This window comes from Streptomyces sp. NPDC058221 (assembly GCF_042882365.1).
Lineage (GTDB): Bacteria > Actinomycetota > Actinomycetes > Streptomycetales > Streptomycetaceae > Streptomyces.
Window position 1 is genome coordinate 78,925 of record NZ_JBHVWF010000007.1, and the last position, 21,014, is coordinate 99,938.

At 68.6% G+C, this 21,014-nt stretch carries 20 protein-coding genes, 3 tRNA genes and 2 pseudogenes; 11 read left to right on the forward strand and 14 right to left on the reverse strand.

All coding sequences use genetic code 11. The annotated features are described in order from the left end of the window. Positions 1 to 26: 26 nt before the first annotated feature. The 5 genes from ACFVW8_RS04385 to ACFVW8_RS04405 all read right to left on the reverse strand — a co-directional run bounded on the left by ACFVW8_RS04385 (position 27) and on the right by ACFVW8_RS04405 (position 4,739). A complete protein-coding gene (locus tag ACFVW8_RS04385; protein WP_389686069.1) occupies positions 27 to 1,004 on the reverse strand; it encodes an aldo/keto reductase in 978 nt (325 codons plus the stop codon). 71 nt (positions 1,005 to 1,075) lie between these two features. After that, a complete protein-coding gene (locus tag ACFVW8_RS04390; RefSeq protein ID WP_389686070.1) occupies positions 1,076 to 1,915 on the reverse strand; it encodes an SDR family oxidoreductase in 840 nt (279 codons plus the stop codon). After that, on the reverse strand, positions 1,912 to 2,712 hold the full coding sequence (locus ACFVW8_RS04395; RefSeq protein WP_389686071.1) for a carboxymuconolactone decarboxylase family protein: 801 nt from the start codon (positions 2,710 to 2,712) through the stop codon (positions 1,912 to 1,914). Before ACFVW8_RS04395 ends, ACFVW8_RS04390 begins: the two co-directional genes overlap by 4 nt. After that, positions 2,709 to 3,746, reverse strand: a complete 1,038-nt coding sequence (locus ACFVW8_RS04400; RefSeq protein WP_389686072.1) for an alcohol dehydrogenase catalytic domain-containing protein — start codon at positions 3,744 to 3,746, stop codon at positions 2,709 to 2,711. Before ACFVW8_RS04400 ends, ACFVW8_RS04395 begins: the two co-directional genes overlap by 4 nt. A gap of 96 nt (positions 3,747 to 3,842) precedes the next feature. Further along, a complete protein-coding gene (locus tag ACFVW8_RS04405; RefSeq protein ID WP_389686073.1) occupies positions 3,843 to 4,739 on the reverse strand; it encodes a helix-turn-helix transcriptional regulator in 897 nt (298 codons plus the stop codon). A gap of 891 nt (positions 4,740 to 5,630) precedes the next feature. Here ACFVW8_RS04405 and ACFVW8_RS04410 point away from each other — a divergent pair. The 6 genes from ACFVW8_RS04410 (at position 5,631) to ACFVW8_RS04435 (ending at position 11,176) form a co-directional block, all read left to right on the forward strand. Then, positions 5,631 to 6,515 carry an aldo/keto reductase gene (locus ACFVW8_RS04410; RefSeq protein ID WP_389686074.1) on the forward strand — a complete coding sequence of 295 codons (885 nt, stop codon included), beginning with the start codon at positions 5,631 to 5,633 and terminating at the stop codon, positions 6,513 to 6,515. Between the two features lie 474 nt (positions 6,516 to 6,989). Further along, a complete protein-coding gene (locus ACFVW8_RS04415; RefSeq protein ID WP_389686091.1) occupies positions 6,990 to 7,391 on the forward strand; it encodes an ABC transporter substrate-binding protein in 402 nt (133 codons plus the stop codon). Between the two features lie 327 nt (positions 7,392 to 7,718). Continuing rightward, on the forward strand, positions 7,719 to 8,393 hold the full coding sequence (locus tag ACFVW8_RS04420; RefSeq protein ID WP_389686075.1) for an ABC transporter permease: 675 nt from the start codon (positions 7,719 to 7,721) through the stop codon (positions 8,391 to 8,393). Between the two features lies 1 nt (position 8,394). Next, entirely contained in the window at positions 8,395 to 9,162 is a 768-nt protein-coding gene (locus ACFVW8_RS04425) for an ABC transporter permease (protein WP_389686076.1), read from the forward strand. 8 nt (positions 9,163 to 9,170) lie between these two features. After that, positions 9,171 to 9,992: an ABC transporter ATP-binding protein gene (locus ACFVW8_RS04430; protein ID WP_389686077.1), complete on the forward strand. Its 822-nt coding sequence runs from the start codon at positions 9,171 to 9,173 to the stop codon at positions 9,990 to 9,992. A 5-nt stretch (positions 9,993 to 9,997) separates the two neighbouring features. Further along, positions 9,998 to 11,176, forward strand: a complete 1,179-nt coding sequence (locus tag ACFVW8_RS04435) for a flavin reductase (protein WP_389686078.1) — start codon at positions 9,998 to 10,000, stop codon at positions 11,174 to 11,176. A gap of 107 nt (positions 11,177 to 11,283) precedes the next feature. Here ACFVW8_RS04435 and ACFVW8_RS04440 read toward each other — a convergent pair. Both ACFVW8_RS04440 and ACFVW8_RS04445 read right to left on the reverse strand, forming a co-directional pair. Next, positions 11,284 to 11,421, reverse strand: a pseudogene (locus ACFVW8_RS04440) (integrase core domain-containing protein); the annotation flags it as partial. A 25-nt stretch (positions 11,422 to 11,446) separates the two neighbouring features. Next, entirely contained in the window at positions 11,447 to 11,770 is a 324-nt protein-coding gene (locus ACFVW8_RS04445; RefSeq protein WP_389686079.1) for a hypothetical protein, read from the reverse strand. A 315-nt stretch (positions 11,771 to 12,085) separates the two neighbouring features. On the opposite strand from ACFVW8_RS04445, the gene ACFVW8_RS04450 reads away from it, so the two are divergent. Together ACFVW8_RS04450 and ACFVW8_RS04455 are read left to right on the forward strand one after the other, a co-directional pair. Next, the gene (locus ACFVW8_RS04450; RefSeq protein ID WP_389686092.1) at positions 12,086 to 12,955 is read left to right on the forward strand and encodes an SDR family oxidoreductase; all 870 of its coding nucleotides are present in this window, start codon (positions 12,086 to 12,088) and stop codon (positions 12,953 to 12,955) included. Between the two features lie 559 nt (positions 12,956 to 13,514). Further along, entirely contained in the window at positions 13,515 to 13,742 is a 228-nt protein-coding gene (locus ACFVW8_RS04455) for a DUF2945 domain-containing protein (protein ID WP_389686080.1), read from the forward strand. 139 nt (positions 13,743 to 13,881) lie between these two features. Here ACFVW8_RS04455 and ACFVW8_RS04460 read toward each other — a convergent pair whose 3' ends face one another. The 3 genes from ACFVW8_RS04460 to ACFVW8_RS04470 form a co-directional block, all read right to left on the reverse strand. Continuing rightward, positions 13,882 to 14,973, reverse strand: a complete 1,092-nt coding sequence (locus tag ACFVW8_RS04460) for an aromatic acid exporter family protein (protein WP_389686081.1) — start codon at positions 14,971 to 14,973, stop codon at positions 13,882 to 13,884. A 127-nt stretch (positions 14,974 to 15,100) separates the two neighbouring features. After that, positions 15,101 to 15,700 carry a flavodoxin family protein gene (locus ACFVW8_RS04465; RefSeq protein WP_389686082.1) on the reverse strand — a complete coding sequence of 200 codons (600 nt, stop codon included), beginning with the start codon at positions 15,698 to 15,700 and terminating at the stop codon, positions 15,101 to 15,103. A 304-nt stretch (positions 15,701 to 16,004) separates the two neighbouring features. Further along, a complete protein-coding gene (locus ACFVW8_RS04470; RefSeq protein WP_389686083.1) occupies positions 16,005 to 17,189 on the reverse strand; it encodes a zinc-dependent alcohol dehydrogenase in 1,185 nt (394 codons plus the stop codon). 271 nt (positions 17,190 to 17,460) lie between these two features. Between ACFVW8_RS04470 and ACFVW8_RS04475 the strand changes: the two are divergent. Beyond that, positions 17,461 to 17,535: pseudogene (locus ACFVW8_RS04475) on the forward strand (cytoplasmic protein); the annotation flags it as partial. Between the two features lie 414 nt (positions 17,536 to 17,949). Here the strand turns inward: ACFVW8_RS04475 and ACFVW8_RS04480 are convergent. The 4 genes from ACFVW8_RS04480 to ACFVW8_RS04495 all read right to left on the reverse strand — a co-directional run bounded on the left by ACFVW8_RS04480 (position 17,950) and on the right by ACFVW8_RS04495 (position 18,854). Next, complete coding sequence (locus ACFVW8_RS04480) at positions 17,950 to 18,264, reverse strand: SDR family NAD(P)-dependent oxidoreductase (RefSeq protein WP_389686084.1); 315 nt, start codon at positions 18,262 to 18,264, stop codon at positions 17,950 to 17,952. Positions 18,265 to 18,381: 117 nt separating this feature from the next. Further along, a tRNA-Ile gene (locus ACFVW8_RS04485) sits at positions 18,382 to 18,458 on the reverse strand. Between the two features lie 245 nt (positions 18,459 to 18,703). Further along, positions 18,704 to 18,776, reverse strand: a tRNA-Asn gene (locus ACFVW8_RS04490). Between the two features lie 5 nt (positions 18,777 to 18,781). Further along, a tRNA-Asn gene (locus ACFVW8_RS04495) sits at positions 18,782 to 18,854 on the reverse strand. A 181-nt stretch (positions 18,855 to 19,035) separates the two neighbouring features. On the opposite strand from ACFVW8_RS04495, the gene ACFVW8_RS04500 reads away from it, so the two are divergent. Continuing rightward, positions 19,036 to 19,335, forward strand: a complete 300-nt coding sequence (locus ACFVW8_RS04500; RefSeq protein ID WP_389686093.1) for a YtxH domain-containing protein — start codon at positions 19,036 to 19,038, stop codon at positions 19,333 to 19,335. Positions 19,336 to 19,404: 69 nt separating this feature from the next. Then, positions 19,405 to 20,850, forward strand: a complete 1,446-nt coding sequence (locus ACFVW8_RS04505; protein WP_389686085.1) for an FGGY family carbohydrate kinase — start codon at positions 19,405 to 19,407, stop codon at positions 20,848 to 20,850. The last annotated feature ends 164 nt before the right edge of the window (positions 20,851 to 21,014 follow it).

The window sequence follows — 21,014 nt, forward strand, 5'->3', positions numbered from 1 at the left end:
TGGGGGTGAGGGGGAAGTTCGGTGGGTCAGCGTTCCAGCATGGCGCGGCCGGATTCGGTGTGGGTGTCGCCGGCGGCCGGGGGGAGGCTGGAGAGCTTGGCCAGCACCTCGTCGGTGAGCTGGAGGCTGTCGGCGGCGGTGTTCTCCTCGACGCGGGCGACGCGCTTGGTGCCGGGAATGGGGGCGATGTCGTCACCCTGGGCGAGGAGCCAGGCGATCGCGACCTGCGCGGGTGTGGCGCCGACCTGGGCGGCGATGTCCTGGACTTCGTCGGCGAGGACCAGGTTGCGCTGGAAGTTCTCGCCGGTGAACCGTGGGTTGCCACGCCGGAAGTCGCCCTCGTCGAAGTCGCTCTCGTTGCGGACGGTGCCGGTGAGGAAGCCATGGCCGAGCGGGGAGAAGGGGACCAGGCCGATGCCCAGCTCGCGCAGGGTCGGCAGGACACGGTCCTCGATGCCGCGGGTCCACAGCGAGTACTCGGACTGCACGGCGGTGACGGGGTGCACGGCGTGGGCGCGGCGGATGGTGTCCGGGCCGGCCTCGGACAGCCCGAAGTGGCGCACCTTGCCCTCGGCTATCAGCTCGGCGACGGCGCCCGCGGTCTCCTCGACGGGGGTCTTCGGGTCGACGCGGTGCTGGTAGTACAGGTCTATGTGGTCGGTGCCCAGCCGCTTCAACGACCCCTCCACGGAGGTACGGATGTTGGCGGGGCTGGAGTTCAGGTTCCAGGCGCCGGCGCCGCCGTGGTCGATCATGCCGAACTTGGTGGCCAGCACGACCTGGTCGCGGCGGCCCTTGAGGGCTTGTCCGACGAGGTCCTCGTTGATGTAGGGGCCGTAGATCTCGGCGGTGTCGATGAGGGTGACGCCGAGGTCGATGGCTCGGTGCATGGTGCGGATGGATTCGGCGTCGTCGCTTCCGGCGCCGGTCAGGCCGTGGGACATGCCCATCGCACCCAGACCGATTCGGGAAACCTCCAGGTCACCCAGTTTGACGTGCTTCATAGCCGTTCCTTTCCTGACAGGTTGAGCGCGGGTGATCGGCGCGACCGAGCGCCTGAGTGGGGCGGGGAGGGCTATTCCCCGGCAGGGAAGTCCGTGGACGCGGCCAGGTCGCGCTGGGCCTCGAAGTCCTCGATCCGCTTGCGCAGCACACCCAGGGTGGAGTCCAGTGCCTGGGAGCCGAGGACCATCCGCAGTGGGGCGGGCTCGGTGTCGACGGACTCGATGATGCGGGCCGCCATACGCTGCGGGTCGCCGGGAGCGAGACCGTTGGCCGGGTCGAGCATGGCCTTGAAGGCGTGGGCGGGGTTGCCCTCGTACGCATCGATCGGGTCGGCGACCCGGGCGCTTCCGTAGCGGAACTCGGTGCGCGCTCCGCCGGGCTCGACGATCGTCACGCCGATGCCGAACGGGGCGACCTCCTGGGCGACCGACTCGGCGAACCCCTCGATACCCCACTTCGCCGCGTGGTACATCGAGTTGCCGGGGAAGGCGACCTGTCCGCCGTAGGTGGACATCTGCACGATGCGTCCGCCGCCCTGGGCGCGCAGGTGCGGCAGGGCCGCGCGGATCAGGGTGATGGAGCCGGTGAGGTTGGTGGCGATGATGTCGTCGACCTGGTCGTCGGTGATCTCCTCGGCGGCGCCGAACAGTCCGTAGCCGGCGTTGGAGACGACCACGTCGACGCGCCCGGCGGCGAACGCCTCGTCGACCGTCTTACGGACGGTCGGGGTGTCGGTGACGTCGAGGACCTCCGGGTGGAAGGTGTCGGGGTGCTTCTCGGCCAGGTCGGCGACCTTGCCCAGGTCGCGGACGGTGCCGATGACCGTGTCGCCGCCCTCCAGGAGCTGGGTGGTCAGGGCGTGGCCGAAACCGCTGCTGACACCGGTGATGAGCCAGGTACGGGAGGTCATGCGTTGTCCTTCTTCGTGGTCGGGGCCGTGTCGGCCGGGGCGGCGGCGTCGACGGCGGCCAAGGCGTTGAGGGTGCGGGGGTAGCCGATGAACGGCAGCAGGCCGGTCAGGACGGCGAGCAGGGTGGCGCGGGTGTTGCCGACGTTCAGGTTCGCGGCGACGTGTCCCTTCACCTGGGCGTCCGCGCCGCCGAGCGCGGCGAGCATCGCGAAGGTGAGCAGTTCGCGGGTGGGGATGTCGATGCCGCTGCGGGTGTAGTGGTCGCCGAAGCAGTTGCCGCTGAGGAACCGCTGGATGTGCTGCTCGTCGGCCGGGGCGTCGGCGTACATGGCGTCCACGGCCCTCTCGCCGACGATCCGCTTCTGCACCGCCAGGCCCTGCTCCATCCGGGTGTCTGGGCCGGTGGTGGACTGGCCCTCCAAGGGCAATACGACACCGCGGCCGGTGAGTACCTCGTTGGTGGCGTGCAGGAAGTCGAAGACCCGGGCCATCCCGGCGTACGGAACCGCCTGGTAGACGATCTCCTTGGCCGCGACCGGTGTCACCCCGATGGTGAGCGCGGCACCGAGCATCACCCGGTACTCGGCGAGCGCGCCGACGGCGATCATGGCGGCGAGCTGCGTCATCAGCCGGGTTCGCTCCTGCAGCTCCTGCGCGTGCTGCAGGACCTCTTCGAAGGCGAAGTTGTCGAAGTACTCGATCAGCTCTGGATCGGTGACCGCGAGCGTGGAGACGTGGCCGGGGAAGAGCCGCTCGTGCGCGGCGGTGGCGGCAGCGTTGGGCTTGCGGGCGGTCACGGGCGCACCACGACCTTGAGGTTGCTGCGGTCGTCCATGGCCTTGTAGGCATCGGCGACCTGGTCCAGGGAGACCTCGGCGTCGAACACCCGACCGGGGTCGATGCGTCCGGCGAGCACGTCGGCGATCGCGGGCTCCAGGTAGGCGCGCACGGGGGCGGGCCCGCCGGCCAGCCGGGCGTTCTTTCCGAACAGCGAACCGAAGCCGACCGGCGCTTCCTCGTACTGCGGGACGCCGACGCGGGAGATGATCCCGCCGGGGCGCACGACGCTGTACGCCTGCTCGTAGGCGGGCATCAGGCCGACGGCCTCCAGCACGACGTGTGAGCCCTGCCCGCCGGTCAGGTCCATCACCTTGACGATGCCCTCCTCGCCGCGCTCGGCCACGACGTCGGTGGCGCCCCACTCCTTGCCGAGGTCGGTGCGGGAGGTATGCCGTCCCATGAGGATGATCTTCTCGGCGCCCATGCGGCGCGATGCCAACACAGCGGACAGGCCCACCGCGCCGTCGCCGATCACCGTGACGGTCTTGCCGGGCTCGACCTGTCCCATGTGGGCGGCGTGGTAGCCGGTGAGGTACACGTCGCTCAGCGCCAGCAGTGAGGGCAGCAGCGCGGTGTCGGCGTCCGAGGGGATCTTGACCAGGGTGCCGTCGGCCTGTGGCACCCGGACGGCCTCGGCCTGCGCGCCGCCGACGCCGCCGACCCCGTACCAGCCTCCGTGCGGGCAGGCCGTGTGGAAGCCTTCGCGGCAGATCGGGCAGGTGTTGTCGGCGAACGCGAACGGCGAGACGACGAAGTCACCGCGCTTGAGGCCGCGGATCTCGGAGCCGGTCTCCTCGACGACGCCGAGGAACTCGTGCCCCATCGGCACACCCTCGTCGGTCTTCTCCATCGAGTGGTAGGGGTGCAGGTCGGATCCGCAGACACAGGCGAGGGTGATGCGGACGATCGCGTCCGTGGGATCGACGATCCGCGGGTCGGGGACATTCTCGACTCGGACGTCGCCGGGGCCGTACATGAAGGTGGCACGCATAAGGGTCTTGCCTTTCGTTACTGCTGAGGTGGCTGTGTGGGCCAGGCCTTGCCGATGATCTCCACGGAGACGTCGGCGGTCCGCTCGTGTGATGGTTCAGCCGTTCGCCGCGGGGACGGCGGTGCCCGTGCCGGCCCAGCTGGCCAGGAGGCCGAGGGCTTCCCGCTCCCGGGAGTCCGGTTCCGGGGTGTAGCAGTTCAGGCGCAGGCCGGGGTCGGACGGCAGTTCCATCGCCTCGTAGGGGAGCGCGAGGTCGCCGACGAGGGGGTGGTGGAGGAGCTTCACCCCGGAGCGGTGGAACTTCACGTCGTGCCGGGCCCAGCGATGCGCGAAGTCATCACTCCGCGTGGTCAGCTCGCCGATCAGGTCGGTCAGCGCCTTGTCGTGCGGCGAGCGGCCGGTCTCGGTGCGCAGGAAGGCGACGGCGTCGTTGGCCCCCTTGTCCCAGTCGGCCCAGAAGTCCCTGCTCGCGGGGTCGAGGAACATGAAGCGGGCGCTGTTGACCGGCCCGCGCTGCGCGAACAGCGGCGAGTCGTAGACCGGCGCGTACAGTGCCCGGCCCAGTGTGTTGGCGGCCAGGATGTCGAAGCGGGCGTTGCGGACGTAGGCCGGCACACCGGTCATGGAGTCGAGCAGGCGCATGATCGTCGGGCGGACCCGCGACGAGGTCGCCGTGTGCCGCCGTCCGGGTGGTGTGGCCGCGCGGGCGAGGTCGTAGAGGTGGGTGCGCTCGGCCTCGTCGAGTTGCAGAGCGTGGGCGAGGGCTTCGAGTACCGAGTCCGAGGCTCCGCTGAGGTTTCCGCGCTCCAGCCGGACGTAGTAGTCCACACTCATGCCCGCGAGCATGGCGACTTCCTCCCGGCGCAGGCCCGCGACGCGACGCTGCCCGCCGTAGACCGGCAGTCCGGCCTGCTGTGGGGTGAGCCGTGCGCGGCGGGTGCTGAGGAACTCGCGCACCTCGGCGGCCGCGTTCTTCCTGGTGTTGTCGGCCATGCTCAGATCCTGGTTTCGTCGTCGGCTGCACCCGCGGCGGACAGCGCTGGGCGGGGACCGGTGCGGAGCGGGCTCGTCGTGGGCCGTACGCGCGCGCCGGTGAGCACGGCGTGCCACGGGCCGCGCGTCGATTCCGGGTGAGCCGAGTGCCTCGACCCCCGAGCCGGCTTCGCCATCGGGTACTGAGGCACGACGGCCTCCCTCCGATCAGCCCGCGTGTCATGCCGGCCTCTCCACCGTAGGTCCGTCCGAGCGGACCTGCGAGGTACTGCCAATACCCGGAAGAGCAGTGACTCCCACACCTGCCCCGACGTGCAGTTACCTGAGAAGGGCCCGAGACTGGCGGCCCGAGACTGGCGGCCCGGGACCGGGCCCGGACCCGCAGCCGACTCGAAGGAAGACCGTGCACGCAGTACCCACCCGTGGGAGCGGCGACACCGGGCACGTCACCGGCCCGGACCCGTCCAGGCCCCTTCAGCTCGCTCGGCCGCTGGTGCTCCTGTGCGGAATCGTTGTCGGTGTCGTTCCGACCGCGACCGGCATGGTGCGGCTGAGCCGGTTCGGCCCGCGCACGCCGTACCTGACGGGTGGGGCGCTGCCGATGGTGCTCATCGGCGCCGGCCCCGCTGACCTCCAGCGGCGTCTGCGGCGTCGCTCCCGAGGACGCGGGGGCCGACTCGGGCCCGGTCGACACCGTGCACCGGATCGGCAGCGCGCTGAGCCTGAGCATCCTGACCGCCGTGGCCGCCACCGTCTCCACCGGCCACGCGGCATCCGACATCGCGGCCCGCTCGGGCGCGGCCCTGGCGGGCTCCGCCGTCCTGCTCGCCGTCCCGACCGTCGTGATTTTCATCTGCCCTCACGGGCACCCCGGAAGGAAAGGTCCCTCTGATGCAGACCCTCACCCTCAACAACGGCGTCGAGATGCCCGCTCTCGGACTCGGCGTCTTCCAGACCCCGCCGGACGAGACCAGGGCCGCCGTCACGGCCGCCCTCGACCTCGGCTACCGCCACATCGACACCGCGGCCGCCTATGGCAACGAACGCGAGGTCGGCCATGCCCTCCGCGACTCCGGCGTGCCCCGCGACGACATCTTCGTCGAGACGAAGATCTGGATCAGCGACTACGGCTACGACGAGACCCTGCACAGCTTCGGCAAGAGTGCCGCCAAGCTCGGCCTCGACCGCATCGACATGCTCATCCTGCACCAGGCGCTGCCGTCCGACTTCGACAAGACCCTCGGCGCCTACCGCGCGCTGGAGAAGCTCCTGGCCGACGGCAAGGTCCGCGCGATCGGCGTCAGCAACTTCATGGTCGGCCACCTGACCGCCCTGCTCGACGCCACCACCGTCGTGCCGGCCGTCAATCAGCTGGAGATCCACCCCTACTTCCAGCAGCGCGCAGTCCTCGACTTCGATGACGCCCACGGCATCCTCAACCAGGCGTGGTCCCCCATCGGCGGCATCACCTTCTACCCGGGGTACGGCGAGCACCGCAAGAGCGTCCTTCAGGACCCGGCCGTCACCGGTATCGCCGAAGCGCACGGCAAGAGCCCGGCCCAGGTCTTGCTGCGCTGGGGGCTCCAGCACGGCCGCTCGGTCATCCCCAAGTCCACCAAACGGCACCGCATCGCCGAGAACATCGACGTCTTCGACTTCGAGCTCGGCGCGGACGAGGTGGCCGCCCTCGACGCCCTGGAGACCGGCCGCCGCGGCGGGCCCGAGCCGGAGGCCGTCACCCTCGCGGACTTCGGCCGCGCCATCCCCGAAGCCTGACACCCACTCCCGTAGGACCTCCTCGAAAAAACCTCATATGCCAAGCACCGTCAGCGCGTTCGGCGCCCACGAGGCTGGCCACTCACCCCGTCACCGTCGAGAAATGACAGCAACTCCGCCTACGGGCGGATCCACGCCTCCGACGTCCAGTACCGGTTCGTGCTCGACGGCTCGACCTTCGCGGATCTGAAGGCATCACGCACCCCGGCAGAGGCGGACGCCACCGGCCGGCTCATCGCACAGTCTTTCCGTGCGCGGCGGCAGACCGTGCTGTTCCGGGGAGTGGCGAGCGAGGGGAACGGGACGAGTCCGGAAACTGCGAAGCCTTCACTATCGGTGTTCAGACGGCGGTCACCACCACCTGAGCAGAAGGTTTCCTGAAGCACCGCAGGCAGTTTTCGGTCGGGCTGGAGGCGCAGGCAGCGGTCCGCGGACTGTCAGGCACCGCCCTCACCCAGGCCCTCGTCAGCCTCGATCGCGGTACCGCAGATCAACAGCCAGGTGTGGCTCGACGTCCGTTCCGCCGTCGACGCCGCCGGTGGCGACTCCTCAAAGATCAAGTTCGTCGAGGCGCCGGACCAGCTCGGCGCCCTGAAGTCCGGCAATGTCGACGCGTCCACCTCGTCCGAGCCCAAGGGCACGGCCGCGGTGAAGGACCCCGCACTCAAGCATCTGGACAACTACACCACCGCTGAAGGAGGTCTGGCCTATATGCTCACCGCCACCCAGCAGATGGCTGACGAGAACCCGGCCACCGTAGCGGCCTTCCAGCGGGCCATTCTCAAGGCGAACGACAAGACGAACTCCGACGCCGCCTACCGGGCAGGGGTCGCCAAGAAGCTCCGCCCCTTCGCCCAGGTGCCCCGGCACTGCTGAAGGCCGCCGCGTACCCGACCTTCGACGAGAAGCCCCTGGAGACGGACGACGTGGGCCGGGCCGTGTCCCAGATGGTGAAGTACGGGCTCATAACCAAGGACAAGGCACCCGAAGCCGACGACCTCCTGAGCCAGGGCTGAGGAGGTCACCCGCCATGACATCTGTCCAGGAAACCCCTGCAACCGGCCCCGCCGGAAAGGCCGTCCCCAGCGCGGGGCGCAAAGGCGCGGACTCCTCCGACCGCACCAAGAACCTGCTGACCCGCATCGTCGGCATCATCATCACACTGGTGTTCTGGCACCTTTCGCCATCGGCCCCGGGCAGAACGTGGGCCTCCCCACTCCGGTGGCGGTCTGGGACCAGCTCGTCGTCCTCGGGGAAACCGCCCAGTACTGGCAGTCCATCGGCAATACCATGACCACCACGGTGGTCGGCCTTGCACTCTCCATCGCGATCGCCGTCCCGCTCGGACTCCTCAACGGCTCCGACCGCAGGGTCACCATGAGCTCCCAGTTCGTGGTCGACTTCATGCGCACCGTGCCGCCGATCGCCATCCTTCCCCTGCTCCTGCTGGTGCTCGGCGGCACCTCCTCGATGTCACTGGTACTGATCATGCTCGGCGCCGTGTGGCCGCTGGTCATTCAGTCCACCTATGCGATGCAGCAGGTGAGTTCTCAGCTCAAGATGGTCGGCGCTGCCTTCCATCTGACGCTGTGGGAACGCATCCGCAGCATCTACGTCCCCAGCGCGCTGCCGTTCCTCATGACCGGCATCCGCATCGCCTCGGTGATCAGTCTGCTGATGTCCGTGGCCGGCGAGTTCTTCGGCAACGTCGACGGCGTGGGCCGGGACCTGTACGGGGCCCTCTCGAACAGTGACTCCGTCACCATGTTCGTCTACGCGTCCACAGCCGCCCTGCTCGGCATGGTCCTGAACATCGCCATCGGCTTGATACAGAAGCGGGTGCTGTGGTGGCACCCCTCCGTCAGGGGGTCTCACTGACATGAAGATTCTGCGCAAGATCGGATGGGAGATCTGGCTCCCCCTCCTCCTGCTCGCCGTGTGGGGGATCGTCAGCGCCGGGAGCACGTCCTTCTACTTCCCGCCGCTGGCGAAGATCCTGGAGACCTTCGGCGCCGACTGGCTCTTCGAGAACGTCCCGACCACACTGGTCTCCAGTCTGCAGCGGCTCGCTGCCGGGTACGCCCTGGCCGTCGTGACCGGCGTTCTCGTAGGCCTGCTGTTCGGGGTGTTCCGCCTACTGGAGGTGGCGTTCGCCCCGGTCATGGAGTTCTTCCGGGCGATGCCCAGCGTTGCCATGATCCCGATCATGATCCTTCTGTTCGGCCCCGGCCAGGAGATGAAGATCGCGACGATCGCCTTCGTCGGCTTCTTCCCCATCATGCTCAACACGGTCGACGGCGTCCGCGCCCTCAACGAACAACTGAAGGACGTGGCGGTCAGCTACCGGATCAGCTTCCTCGACCGCATGCGGTTCCTGTACCTGCCCGCCGCCGCTCCGCAGGTCTTCGCGGGCGCCCGGATCGCACTCTCCCTGTGCATCATGGCGATGGCGGTCTGCGAAATGGTCGGCACCCCCGGCGGCGTCGGATTCTTCGTTCTCGACGCCCAGCGCAGCTTCCGTATCCCCTCCATGTGGTCGGGAATCATCGCGCTCGGCATCACCGGCTATGTGCTCAACAAGCTCTTCCTGCTCGTCGAGAACCGGGCGCTCGCCTGGCACCGCGGCATGACGGACCACCAGAGGTGAATAAAGCCATGCACACGAACACCAAGCACGACGAGCAGGACGAGCAGGACGTCCTCGCGGTCAGCGGGCTCGGCCACTCCTACGGGGACCACGTCGTCCTCGAGGGACTCGACTTCACCGTGCGGGCAGGCGAGTTCCTCTCCATCGTCGGCCCCTCCGGCGTCGGCAAGACCACCCTGCTGCAGTGCCTCACCGGCCTGTGCCGGCCCACCTCCGGCGAAGTCTCCTTCGAAGGCAAGAAGGTCGAGTCCGCCCCCCGCGGCCTCGCCGTCGTATTCCAGGACTACCGCAACTCCCTCATGCCCTGGCTGAGCGTCATCGACAACGTCACCCTGCCGCTCCGCTCCGCGAAAGTCTCCAAGGCCGAACGCCGCAAGGCCGGCGAGAGCGCGCTCGCCGAGGTCGGCCTGTCCGGCATGGGAGACCGCTACCCCTGGCAGCTCTCCGGCGGCATGCAGCAGCGCGTCGCCATCGCCCGCGCCCTCGCGTTCAAGCCCCGCGCCATCGTCATGGACGAACCGTTCGCCTCCGTGGACGCCCAGACCCGCGCCGACCTCGAAGACCTCGTGATCGGTCTCAAGGAACGGCTGAACATCACCGTCCTGCTGGTCACCCACGACATCGACGAGGCCGTCTACCTAGCCGACCGGATCCTGGTCCTGTCCGGCAAGCCGGGCAAGGTCGCAGCCCTCATCGATGTCGAGCTCCCCTCGCCCCGCGACCAGATCGCCACGAAGCTGCTGCCCAAGTTCTCCGCCCTGCGCGCCGAGGCCTACACGCTCATCAGACAGGGGAACAAGACCCCCGCCACGACGACGGCGAAGGTGTGACGGCCATGACTGCTCCCGCCCACAGCGGCCAGATCGACCCCCGGGTGTTCCGGGACACCCTCGGCCACTACCCGACCGGTGTCGCCGTCGTCACCGGCGTCGACAGCGCCGGGAAGCCGGCCGGCATGGTCGTCGGTTCCTTCACATCCATCTCGCTCGACCCGCCGCTGGTGGCCTTCTCGCCGCGCAAGGGCTCCCATACCTTCGGCGCACTCCAGGAAAGCGGCACGTTCTGCGTCAACGTTCTCGCCGCCGACCAGGAGGCGATCTGCCGCCGGTTCGCCTCCCCCGGCCAGGACAAGTTCGACGGCGTCGACTGGTCGCCGGCCCCGGGCGGGGCCCCGATCCTGGACGGCGTGGTTTCGTGGATCGAATGCTCCTGGGAGAACATCACCGAGGGCGGCGACCACTACATCGTCCTGGGCCGCGTGCAGGATCTCGCCGTCACCCGGCCGTCCCTCCCGCTGCTCTTCTTCCAGGGCGGGTACGGACGGTTCTCCCTCCCCTCGCTGACTGCCTCGGACCCCGACCTCATCGAGGCGGTGCGGCTCGCGGAGCGCATCCGCGCCGAGGTGGAAGCCTGCCAGGAGGAGCTCGGCGTGGACTGCACGGTCCAGGCCAAGGTGGCCGACGAGATCGTCACCGTGCTCAGCGCCCAGAGCACCCGGACAGCCGGCCGATCCGTGGTCGGCCAACGCGTACCCCACATGGCGCCGCTCGGTTCCGTCTTCCTCAGCGACGCCGGAGCCGAGGGGGAAGAGGCATGGACCCGCCACCTGTCCCGAGCCCGCGACGACTCCGACCCGGACGCCACGCTCGACCAGGTGCGCCGCAACCTCGCGGCGGTGCGGGAACGCGGCTACTCCCTGTGCCTCACCTCGGAACTGGCCGGCGAACGCCGTGCCCTGATGGCGGCCTACTCCTCGCTCAACAGCATGCCGTCCCATGTACGCCAGATCCACGAGCTGACCGCGACATCGGTAAGCCTCTACGAGCCCGACCTTCTGCCGGGCCGGACCTACGATCTCTACTCGGTGTCGGTGCTCGTGGACGGGCCCGACACACATCCGCGGATCGCCCTCCGGCTCCTCAACCTGCCACCGGAAGCCGGCACGGACACGGTGCGGCACTGGATCCGCACCCTCCGGACGACAGCGGACAAGGCGGCCACGGTCATGAACTGACCAACTGAACCGTTCCGGGTTCGGTAGAGAGCTCGGATTGTGGTGGTGACCTGGTGTTTCGTGGTCGCGAGGTAGTAGTTGGTCTCGTATTCGACGGGCGGGATGTGCCCTGTTCCACCGTGGAGCCGGTGGTGGCCGTACCGGTCCACCCACTCCGCGGTGGCCAGCTCGGCCTGGGAGAGAGTCCTCCAGGGCTGCCCCGGTTTGATCAGCTCGGTCCTGAACAGTCCGATCGCGGACTCCATGAGGGCGTTGATGCTCCTATAGTCGTCAACTCGTTCCGGGAAGCGTCCGTGGTGCGGGTCGGATCAGGTGGTGGGCCTCGCGGATGACGTACCGCTTGAGGCAGCGGATGATCTCGCGTTTCGTCTTGCCTGCGGACGATGACGGTGCGGTACATCGCGGCGTTGAGCTGCCGTGGTTGATGCGATGCCGGCCGCTGGTCATGCCGGAGCCGGTGGGCACGGGCGCGATGCCCGCGAGTTTGGCGAGGGCGGCTTCAGACTTGTCCGTCATCTGGAGCTTCTCCAGCCAATGAGACAGCACCAGCGCCTCATCAGCCGTGAGCTCGATCGTGACCTGGCTATCGCCCATACCCATCCCTACGGCCCGGCCCCACCCTCGACCACCCGAACCTACTGGCCTCCGACTTTGACCAACTGCATAGGGACACCCCCGCTGGTACGGGTGTTCTTCGCGGTGGCGGTAGAGGAAAGCGCGATTGACATGACCCTGCAGAGCGATGCCGCCCACGCTGATCGCGGTGGCGTGCTGGATGGCGTTCACGCACCACCCGCACATCCGGGCCGCCGCCCCTCGCAGGCGCCGGTCCGCAAAGGAAGGGAGCATATGTGGAAGAGCGCGAAATCCAACTGCCTGGTTTCGAACGACCGACATCGAGGAGTTTCGGTGAGTGCCGACAAGCACGTTCTGCGCGGCCGCACCGCTGTGGTGACGGGTGCCGCCCGAGGAGTAGGAAAGGCCGTCGCCCGGCAGCTGGCCGAGCGTGGTGCCCATGTGGCCCTGCTCGGGCTTGAGGAGGAGGCTCTGGCCGAGGTGGCCGCTGGTCTCCCGACCCCGTCGCAGCACTGGCACGTGGATGTGACGGACGACGCGGCGATGTCAGCAGCCGCCGAGGGAATCCGTAGCCGGCTGGGCCGCGTGGCTATTGTGGTGGCCAATGCGGGGGTCGCCGAGGGCGGACCGTTCGCCGACTCCGACCCCGATACCTGGCGCCGCGTGATCGAGGTGAACCTCGTGGGCAGTTCCATCACCGCGCGGGCGTTCCTGCCCGATCTGCTCGGTACACGCGGCTACTACCTGCAGATCGCCTCACTGGCATCGATCGGCGCGGCACCGATGATGAGCGCATACTGCGCCTCCAAAGCCGGGGTCGAGTCCTTCGCCCAGTCCCTTCGCGCCGAGGTCTCTCCCCGAGGTGTCGGTGTGGGAACGGCGTACCTGAACTGGACGGACACGGACATGATTCGCGATGCCGATCAGCATGCCGTGCTGCGGGAGCTACGCGCGCACATGCCCCGCCCGGCCCGCAAGGTCTACCCGGTCGAGGAGGTGGCCGAGGCGTTGGTGAGAGCTGTCGAACGGCGAGCGCCGACGGTCTACATTCCAGGGTGGCTGCGGAACGTGCAGGCAGTCCGTGCGCTCCTGCCGGGACTGGTTACCCGGCTGTCCCGTCAGGAACTGATGCGATCGGATTTTTCGTCGACTGGCCTGCTCGGCGACGGCGGGCGAGCAGCTGTATCCGGCCGACGCGTCTGACGGCTCGAGCGGCTTGCGCCGGTATCTGCCGGCCGAGCGGTTCTGCTCGGCTTCTCCACGAAGTGGTTCGGCGCTGAAGAGATCTTTTGCGTACCGGAGGGAGGCCCCAGCGTTCTACCTCGGCCGGCGCATCGGCGACACCGCCCTCGGGCTGGTGGCCAAGGAGAACGCGGGGACTGGAGCGGAGTCGCGGATCCTGCTCACCATCGGTGTCGACAACGTCGCGGTGCTTCAGCAAGCGATGATCGGGTGCAGTCCTCCTCCGATGAGCAGTGCTCGCCTGGGCTGTCCTCAAGTTCGCTCCTCCTTCCGGAGACGAGTATCGGCCGTACGCGTATCCGGGTCCGCCGCCTGGGCGCGTGTCCACCATGCGGGGGGGGGCACCAGCACGCCAGCCGAGCCGTCGGTCCTACCAACTGCTCGGCTGGTAGGTGGCGACCTGCCCGTCGAGTCGGCGTTCGCCGCCGAAGCGGCCCCGCCGTAATGCGCCGGGCCAGGAAGGGCGGGACAGTGAAGAACCCAGTCCGTCGCAGGGGCCGAAGGTGAAGGAGCGTGAGTCGTGGCTGACGACAACGAGCTCGAAAAGGGTGAGCAGGTCTCGTGGAGCAGCCACGGGCACAGCGCTTCCGGGAAAGTAGAGAAGAAGATCACGAAACGCGCCGAGGTGGCCGGGCGTACGGTCGACGCCTCGGAGGACGAACCACAGTACGAGGTCGAGAGCGACAAATCCGGCCGCAGAGCCGTCCACAAGCCAACAGCCTTGCGCAGGAAGGGCAGCGGCTCATAACTCGGAATCGTGATCCGCTCCTCCGCCTCTGCCCGGGCCGTCGGGTGCCGGCTGCCGGCTGCCGGCTGCCGCAAAGAACGTACAGGCGGCCGTACGCCCGGCGCCGTGCTCAGCCGTTAACGGTGCTTGGTGGACCACTTCACCTCGGCTCTGCTGCGTCGGCAGCCAAGACCAGCATGAGTTGTCTGGTCTCCAGCAGCAGCACACCGGCCAGGGCCGTTGCCGGCTGGCGCTCGTGGCGGAAGGGATCGGCGAGTGCATCGAGGAGGGCGAACGCCTCGTCGAGTTCTGAGGCCCGGTCGGCCCGGACCGCTTCTGCCTCTGCACTCGGTCGGAGGAGCTCACCCTCCGCGCCGCAGACGTGGGATGCCCGCTCCAGCACCAGGGAGAGCTGGGCCAGGAAGGGTGCGGAGGCCGGTGGTAGTTCCTGTTCGTCGCTCAGGGTCCGGGTGAGAGCGAGGATGCGGGTGCACACCCGGTCCCACATGATGTCGGCATCCGGATGCGGCGGCTGAGCCCCGGAGCGACGCAGTCGCCGTCCAGGGTTGAAGCGCGAGCCCTCCGAGGCCCAGCGGCGGGCGTTGCTGAGGTCATCGAGGCTGAGGTTGAGGCAAGAGGCGCGTTCGTGCCATGTCCTGGCGTGCGACAGTCCGCTGTCGTTACGCAGCCCGTCGGCCATCGTGTTCAGGAGCGCGCTGCTGTCCTCAGCGAGGCGGCGCAGCCGTGCCCGGACGTTCTGCAGGTGGGTGGGGGCGAGCACAAGTGCGTTGGCTGTGATCCCCACGGCTGCGCCGATCAAGGTCTCCAGCAGGCGGTGTCCCACCTCGGGTGCGGCGCCGGAGTCGTCGGTGATGACGAAGAGTGCCGTGGTGGCCCCGTAGATGCCTTGGATGCCCAAGTGGCGGTAATTGCCGATCAGCATCATGGCGGGCAATGTCAGGATCATCGCGATGACGGTGTTGTCGTCGGTGAGGGCCATGGCGGCGGATGCCCACAAGGTTCCCACCACGATGACCATCAACTGCTGTGTTCCCGTGCGCAGCGACTGGTAGACGGTGCTGGTCACCAGGGCTATCGCCGTCCATGGGGCCAGGAGGGCCATCGGTGCCTGCAGCCACCACCCGGTTACGGCCCAGGCGATGACGGCCGCGCCGGCTGCCTTGAGCGACTGCACCAGTTTCTGCCGTTCGTACCCCGGCTCGGTGAAGGTGTGCTGAACCGATCGGCTCACGTTCGCGGCCTCGACGGAAAGCCGGTACCTCCCGGCGGATATCCGCTCTCGACAAGCCACTTGCCCCCTCCTTGCTCCGTGATGCGCACATCGGGGATGGATGCTCCCGTGCCGGCGAACTGTGCGTTCAGCCGGCGGGGTACGGATGGGAGGAGAGCTGCTTCGCCAGGTGTACGGCGTTGACGGCCAGGGTGCGCGTGGTGGAGGCGACGGCCTCCGGCGTCCGGTCGAGATCCTGGTAGTCCGTGCCTTGCTGCGCCTCGCCGACCCAGTAGGTGACGGCGCCGGGGGCGAGGGAGAAGCCGAGGTCGTTGAGGCCCTGGAAGAGGTCCGCGCTCACTTTGTGGGCGCCGTCCTCGTTGCCCACCACGGCTGCGGCCGCCACTTTTCCGTAGGTGAGCAGGCGGCCTTGTCCATCGGTTTCCGACAGTTCCGCGTCGAGTCGTTCCAGTACGCGCTGGCAGATGCTGGAGGGGTGTCCGAGCCAGATGGGTGTGGCGACGAGCAGGATGTCGGCAGCCAGCATCTTCTCCCGCAGCCGGGGCCAGGCATCGCCCTCGCCCATGTCGATTTCCACTCCTGGCTTGATGTCGTGGTCCGCCACGCGCACGATCTCGCCCTCCACTCCGAGGTCGCGAAGCTCTCCCATCACCTGTTCGGCGAGATGCTGGCTGCTGGAAGGAGTGGGTGAAGGATTGAGGCTGCAGACAAGTGACAGTGCACGCACGGGCGTTGGCTCCTTGGCGCAGGGGACGGGGCTCCGCGCGGAGCCAAGGACGCGCCGAGCGGCTGTCTCCCGGCCTCCGACGAAGTAAGGGTCATGCCGCCCACGCGTGCCCCGTGTTCAGGCAGCCATGCCGGGCCTGGCGCGAAATTGCGCCGGACGGGGCCCGCACCTCATCCGACGCCCTCGGACCCAGCAACGTGGCTACCGTCGACGCCAACGCCGCGCCGGCGGCATGGAGGTGCCTCTGCACCTCCCGGTCGCCTGTCCGATACGGCGCCTTCCGGCCTTGTGTCCGAGCGCGGCGTCAGGGGGTGAGCAGTGTCTTGATCATGCCGTCCTGCTTCGCCTGGAAGGTCCTGTATGCCTGGGGTCCCTCTTCCAGTGGCAGCCGGTGGGTGGCGAAGCGGTCCACGCCCAGCGGATCGGCGTCGTTCAGGAGGGGGAGGATGGTGTCCACCCATCGCCTGACGTTGGCCTGGCCCATGCGCAGCTGAATCTGCTTGTCGAAGAGAGTCAACATCGGCACGGGGTCGATGGCGCCGCCGTAGACGCCGATGACGGAGATGGTGCCGCCGCGGCGGACGGCCTCGACGGCCAGATTGAACGCCGCCATGCTGTCCAACCCGGCGCGGACCATCAGCTTCTCCCCGACCGTGTTCGGAAGCAGTCCGGCGAACTGCTGGACGGCGTTGGTGACCGGTGCGCCGTGCGCTTCCATGCCGACGGCCTCGATGACGGCGTCCGTCCCGCGCCCGTGGGTGAGGCGGCGGATCTCCTCGGCGACGTCCTTGCCGTGCTCGTTGCTGTCCAGGGTGTGTACCCCGTTCGCGCGGGCGCGGGCGAGGCGCTCGGGCACCAGGTCCACTCCGATGACGAGTTCGGCGCCCTGGTGCAGGGCGATGCGCGTGGCCATGTCACCGATCGGGCCCAGGCCCAGCACCGTGACGCTGCCGCCCTCGGGGATATCGGCATACTGCACGGACTGCCATGCGGTGGGCAGAACATCGCTCAGGTAGACGAACCGGTCGTCCGGCGGGCCGTGCGGCACCTTCACCGGCAGGGTGTTGCCGAAAGGCACTCGTAGAAACTCCGCCTGTCCCCCGGGCACCTGGCCGTAGAGCTTGGAGAAGCCGAAGAGGGAAGCGCCCATGCCGCGCTCCCTCACCTGGGTCGTCTCACACTGCGAGTGCAGGCCCTGGTCACACATCCAGCACGTTCCGCACGAAATGTTGAAGGGGACCACCACCCGGTCCCCCACCGCCAGAGCGCTGACTTCCGGACCTGTCTCCTCGACGATGCCCATCGGCTCGTGCCCCAAGATGTCTCCGGGGTCGAGGAAGGGGCCGAGCACCTCGTACAAATGCAGATCGGATCCGCAGATTCCGCTTGACGTGATCTTCACGATGACGTCGGTCGGGTCCTGAATCTTCGGGTCCGGGACGTTGTCGATGCGCACGTCGCGCTTTCCGTGCCAGGTCAAAGCTCTCATGGTCCACTCCCTCACATCATCATGCCGATTGCGCCCCTACGGCGACGCGGGCTTCCGCGAAGCATCAGAGCCTGGAGTGCCAGAGGTGGGCGACATCAGGTCGGATCATCGGCGCGTCCACGGAACCACCCTGCGCGCTACGCTGAGTCGTCGCCCGACAGGACGACGAGGCGGCAGCGCCCCGCTCCGTACGCGCGGGAGCGGCTGCCTCATATCGTCGTCCTTCCCCTTGCCTTCGGTACCGACCTCCTACAGCCGAGGCGGCGAGGCGCGTGAGGGCGTACGCACCCGGCTCACCGAGGAGTCGGTCAGTGCCCTCTTCCTGCTGGAGAGCCTCGGGCCGATGCCGGCCCTGGCTATTGCCTTTACTTCGATCGTCACGCTCACCCGGGGTGACCGCATGTTGATCACGCGGGACACGGCCGGGGACTGCCGTCGGCGTGGGTAAGAACGGCAGTTACCGGGCAACGCCGTGTGAAGGTGGCAGGTTCCACGGCCGGATGGGGTGCACTGTGCACGGCAGCCTCAGCCACGACCGGGCGGAACACGCTCGGGCGGAAGGGGTCGCCAGCGGCGGTAGTCATGGCTGGTCAGGGGCCTTACACACCAATTCGTTGTGATGTGGGAGAACAGGCGCCATGCTCTGTGAGCAGGCCCGTCGGCAGTGGGCACGCGATGTCGTAGCCGAGTTGGCCGGGGACAGCCAGGACGTGGCGGTGCTCGGCGAGAACGTACTGGTCGAAGCTGCCCGGGGTTGTGCTCATCGGCCGGTCCCCGATCGCTGGCGAGTCACCGCGATGCGTCCCCCGCCTTGAGCACGCAGGTGCGGCAGGGCGGCGCGGATCAGGGTGATCGAGCCGGTGAGGCTGGTGGCGAGGATGTGGTCGACCCGGGCGTCGGTAATCTCCTCGGCGGCGCCGAACAGACCGTAGCCGGCGGTGGAGACGATCACGTCGACGCGACCGGCGGCGAACGCGGCGTCCACCGCCTTGCGCAGGGCAATGGTGCCGGTGACGTCGAGGACTTCCGGACGGAAGGTGTCGGGGTACTGCTCAGTCAGGGCAGACGTATCCAAGGTGCGCCGGCACACTGCGAGACGGGTTCAGTACCGCACGGCGCGCGACCAATACCGCACGGAAAAGCGCCGCGAGATCCACGTTTCCGCAGGTCGAACGTTTCCGCAGGGCAAAACTGGTGGGGCGGGTGGGACTCGAACCCACGGCCGACGGATTATGAGTCCGCTGCTCTAACCGGCTGAGCTACCGCCCCTTTTCGGCGTGGCGCGTACATGTGTACGCGCCGTCTGCCGCAGCATAGCCGGTCATACGATCTCTCGCTTCGGATGCCCGGGTACTCGTGACCATGAAGACTGCGCTGGTCGCTGCCCGGTTCCGGTCGACGTGAAGTTGACGCGAAAGAGTCACGCCAGCCCCACAAGCACCACGGTGGCGGACCTCCGCAGGACCGGTTCCGGACACGCGAAAAAGGACCCCGCAGGGCCCTCTTCCGTTCCGCTCCCCCGACTGGACTCGAACCAGTAACCCTCCGGTTAACAGCCGAATGCTCTGCCAATTGAGCTACAGGGGATCGCGCTCCCCCGACTGGACTCGAACCAGTAACCTGCCGGTTAACAGCCGGCTGCTCTGCCAATTGAGCTACAGGGGATTGCTGCGTCGCCTCGAACAACACCTGCCTGGCGGCTGCCGGGCGGCGCACGTTCGCTGCGACACATACATTAGCGCAAGCAGGGGGGTGCTTTGCCAATCGGTATCGGCCGGGGTGATCTCCGGTGCCTGCGGGTAGGCGAGCAGCACACGTCGCACGGAGAGAAGGAAGGGTGGCAGCCATGCGGTACCGGCTCACGTTCATCGCCGGAGTGGCCCTCGGTTACGTGCTCGGCACGCGTGCCGGGCGCGAGCGTTACGAGCAGCTGAAGAAGTCCGCACGCCAGTTCTCCCAGAACCCGGCCGTGCGCAACACCTGCGAGTCCGCGGCCCAGAGCGGTCGCGAGTTCGCCGGCAAGGCGGCCCACGTGGTGGGCGAGAAGGTCGGCGACAAGATGCCGGCCTCGGTCGCCGACCGGGTGCGTTCGCTGCGCGGGCGCGGTCCGAACGGCGAGGACGACTGGGGTACGACCAACACCTGAGACCCGTCCTCTCCACATCTGCCGCACCGCCGGTGCAGGAATGCTCCGGCGGTGCGGCAGAATCTGTGTATGGGCATAGTCGCCGGCTTGGACAGTTCTTCCGCCTTCACGCACATCGTGGTCTGCGATACGGACACGGGTGCCGTACTGCGCCAGGGGTACGCCGCACATCCCGTGGAGGCGAAGGCCACCGAGGTCGATCCGCAGGTATGGCTGCTCTCACTCGGTGAGGCGGCCACCGGCGGGCTGCTCGAAGGCGTGCAGGCCATCGGTGTGTCCGCGCAGCAGCACGGGCTCGTACCGCTGGACCGCCAGGGCAATCTCGTACGTCCCGCGCTGCTCGGAAACGACAAGCGGGCGCAGGTGGCCGCGGCCGATCTGATCGACGGGCTCGGCGGGCGGCAGGCCTGGGCCGAGGCGGTCGGAGCGGTACCGCAGGCAGCCCAGCCGGTGTCGAAGCTGCGCTGGCTGTCGCGGACCGAGCCGGAGACGGCGCAGCGGGTCGCCGCTGTGCTCCAGCCGCACGACTGGCTGGTGTGGCAGCTGCTGGGCCGCCCGTCGCGGCGGACCACGGACCGGGGCGCCGCGTCCGGCAGCGGTTACTGGTCGGCGGCCGGCGAGTCCTACCGGCCGGATCTGGTGGAGCTCGCGCTCGGCCGGCAAGCGGCACTGCCCGAGGTGCTCGGCCCCTGCGAGGCGGCCGGGACGACGCCCGAGGGGCTGCTGATCTCCGCGGGGACCGGCGAGACGATGGCGGCGGCGTTCGGGCTCGGGGTCGGGGTCGGCGACGCGGTGGTGTCGCTGGGGGCCTCGGGCTCGGTGATGGCGGTGCACCACGAGGCGCTGGCCGATCCCACCGGGATGATCAACTCGTTCGCGGACGCCACCGGGATGCATCTGCCGGTGGTCTACACGTCGAACGCGGTGCGCGCGCTGCGCGGCACCGCCGAGATGCTGGACGTGGAGGGACTGGAGGAGCTGTCGGCGCTGGCGCTGAAGTCGACGCCCGGTGCCTCCGGACTGGTACTCCTGCCGTATCTGGAGGGCGAGCGGACCCCGCATCTGCCGCACACCGCCGGGACGCTGAGCGGGTTGCGGCGCGAGTCGATGAAGCCGGAGCACCTCGCGCGGGCCGCGTTCGAGGGGATGCTCTGCTCGCTGGCCGACGCGCTGGACGTGCTGCGCGGTCGCGGGGTCGAGGTGCGGCGGGTGTTCCTGCTGGGCGCCGCCGCCGAGCTGTCCGCGGTGCAGACGATCGCGCCCACGCTGCTGGGGACGCAGGTGGTCGTGCCGGAGCCGGCGCAGTACGCGGCGCTGGGTGCGGCCCGGCAGGCGGCCTGGGCGCTGGGGGTCTCACAGGGGACGCTCGATCCACGCACTCCCCCGTCGTGGCAGGACGCCGAGGCGCAGGTGCTGGATCCCGGTGAGGAGCTGGCGGTGGGCCAGGCGGTGCGCCAGCAGTACACGGCGACGCGGGACCAGATCCACCCGGGGGCCTTCGACTCCGCGCGCTGACCCGCATACCTTCCGTCACATGGCCGGGCTCCGGGACAGTGTTCCGATGCAAAATTATGGACCGGGTCCGTTTTTTGACCTGGACTTGAATAAAAACGTTCGCGGTCCCGGCAGGCGGTGCCGGAAAATGAGTCGACTCCCGATCTACGCCGACTCCGAGAGAC

Bases quoted from the DNA above. Each gene is read 5' to 3' on its own strand.
- ACFVW8_RS04385 (WP_389686069.1), bottom strand. From the start codon at position 1,004: ATGAAGCACGTCAAACTGGGTGACCTGGAGGTTTCCCGAATCGGTCTG.
- ACFVW8_RS04390 (WP_389686070.1), bottom strand. From the start codon at position 1,915: ATGACCTCCCGTACCTGGCTCATCACCGGTGTCAGCAGCGGTTTCGGC.
- ACFVW8_RS04400 (WP_389686072.1), bottom strand. From the start codon at position 3,746: ATGCGTGCCACCTTCATGTACGGCCCCGGCGACGTCCGAGTCGAGAAT.
- ACFVW8_RS04405 (WP_389686073.1), bottom strand. From the start codon at position 4,739: ATGGCCGACAACACCAGGAAGAACGCGGCCGCCGAGGTGCGCGAGTTC.
- ACFVW8_RS04410 (WP_389686074.1), top strand. From the start codon at position 5,631: ATGCAGACCCTCACCCTCAACAACGGCGTCGAGATGCCCGCTCTCGGA.
- ACFVW8_RS04425 (WP_389686076.1), top strand. From the start codon at position 8,395: ATGAAGATTCTGCGCAAGATCGGATGGGAGATCTGGCTCCCCCTCCTC.
- ACFVW8_RS04430 (WP_389686077.1), top strand. From the start codon at position 9,171: ATGCACACGAACACCAAGCACGACGAGCAGGACGAGCAGGACGTCCTC.
- ACFVW8_RS04435 (WP_389686078.1), top strand. From the start codon at position 9,998: ATGACTGCTCCCGCCCACAGCGGCCAGATCGACCCCCGGGTGTTCCGG.
- ACFVW8_RS04445 (WP_389686079.1), bottom strand. From the start codon at position 11,770: ATGGGCGATAGCCAGGTCACGATCGAGCTCACGGCTGATGAGGCGCTG.
- ACFVW8_RS04470 (WP_389686083.1), bottom strand. From the start codon at position 17,189: ATGAGAGCTTTGACCTGGCACGGAAAGCGCGACGTGCGCATCGACAAC.
- ACFVW8_RS04500 (WP_389686093.1), top strand. From the start codon at position 19,036: ATGCGGTACCGGCTCACGTTCATCGCCGGAGTGGCCCTCGGTTACGTG.
- ACFVW8_RS04505 (WP_389686085.1), top strand. From the start codon at position 19,405: ATGGGCATAGTCGCCGGCTTGGACAGTTCTTCCGCCTTCACGCACATC.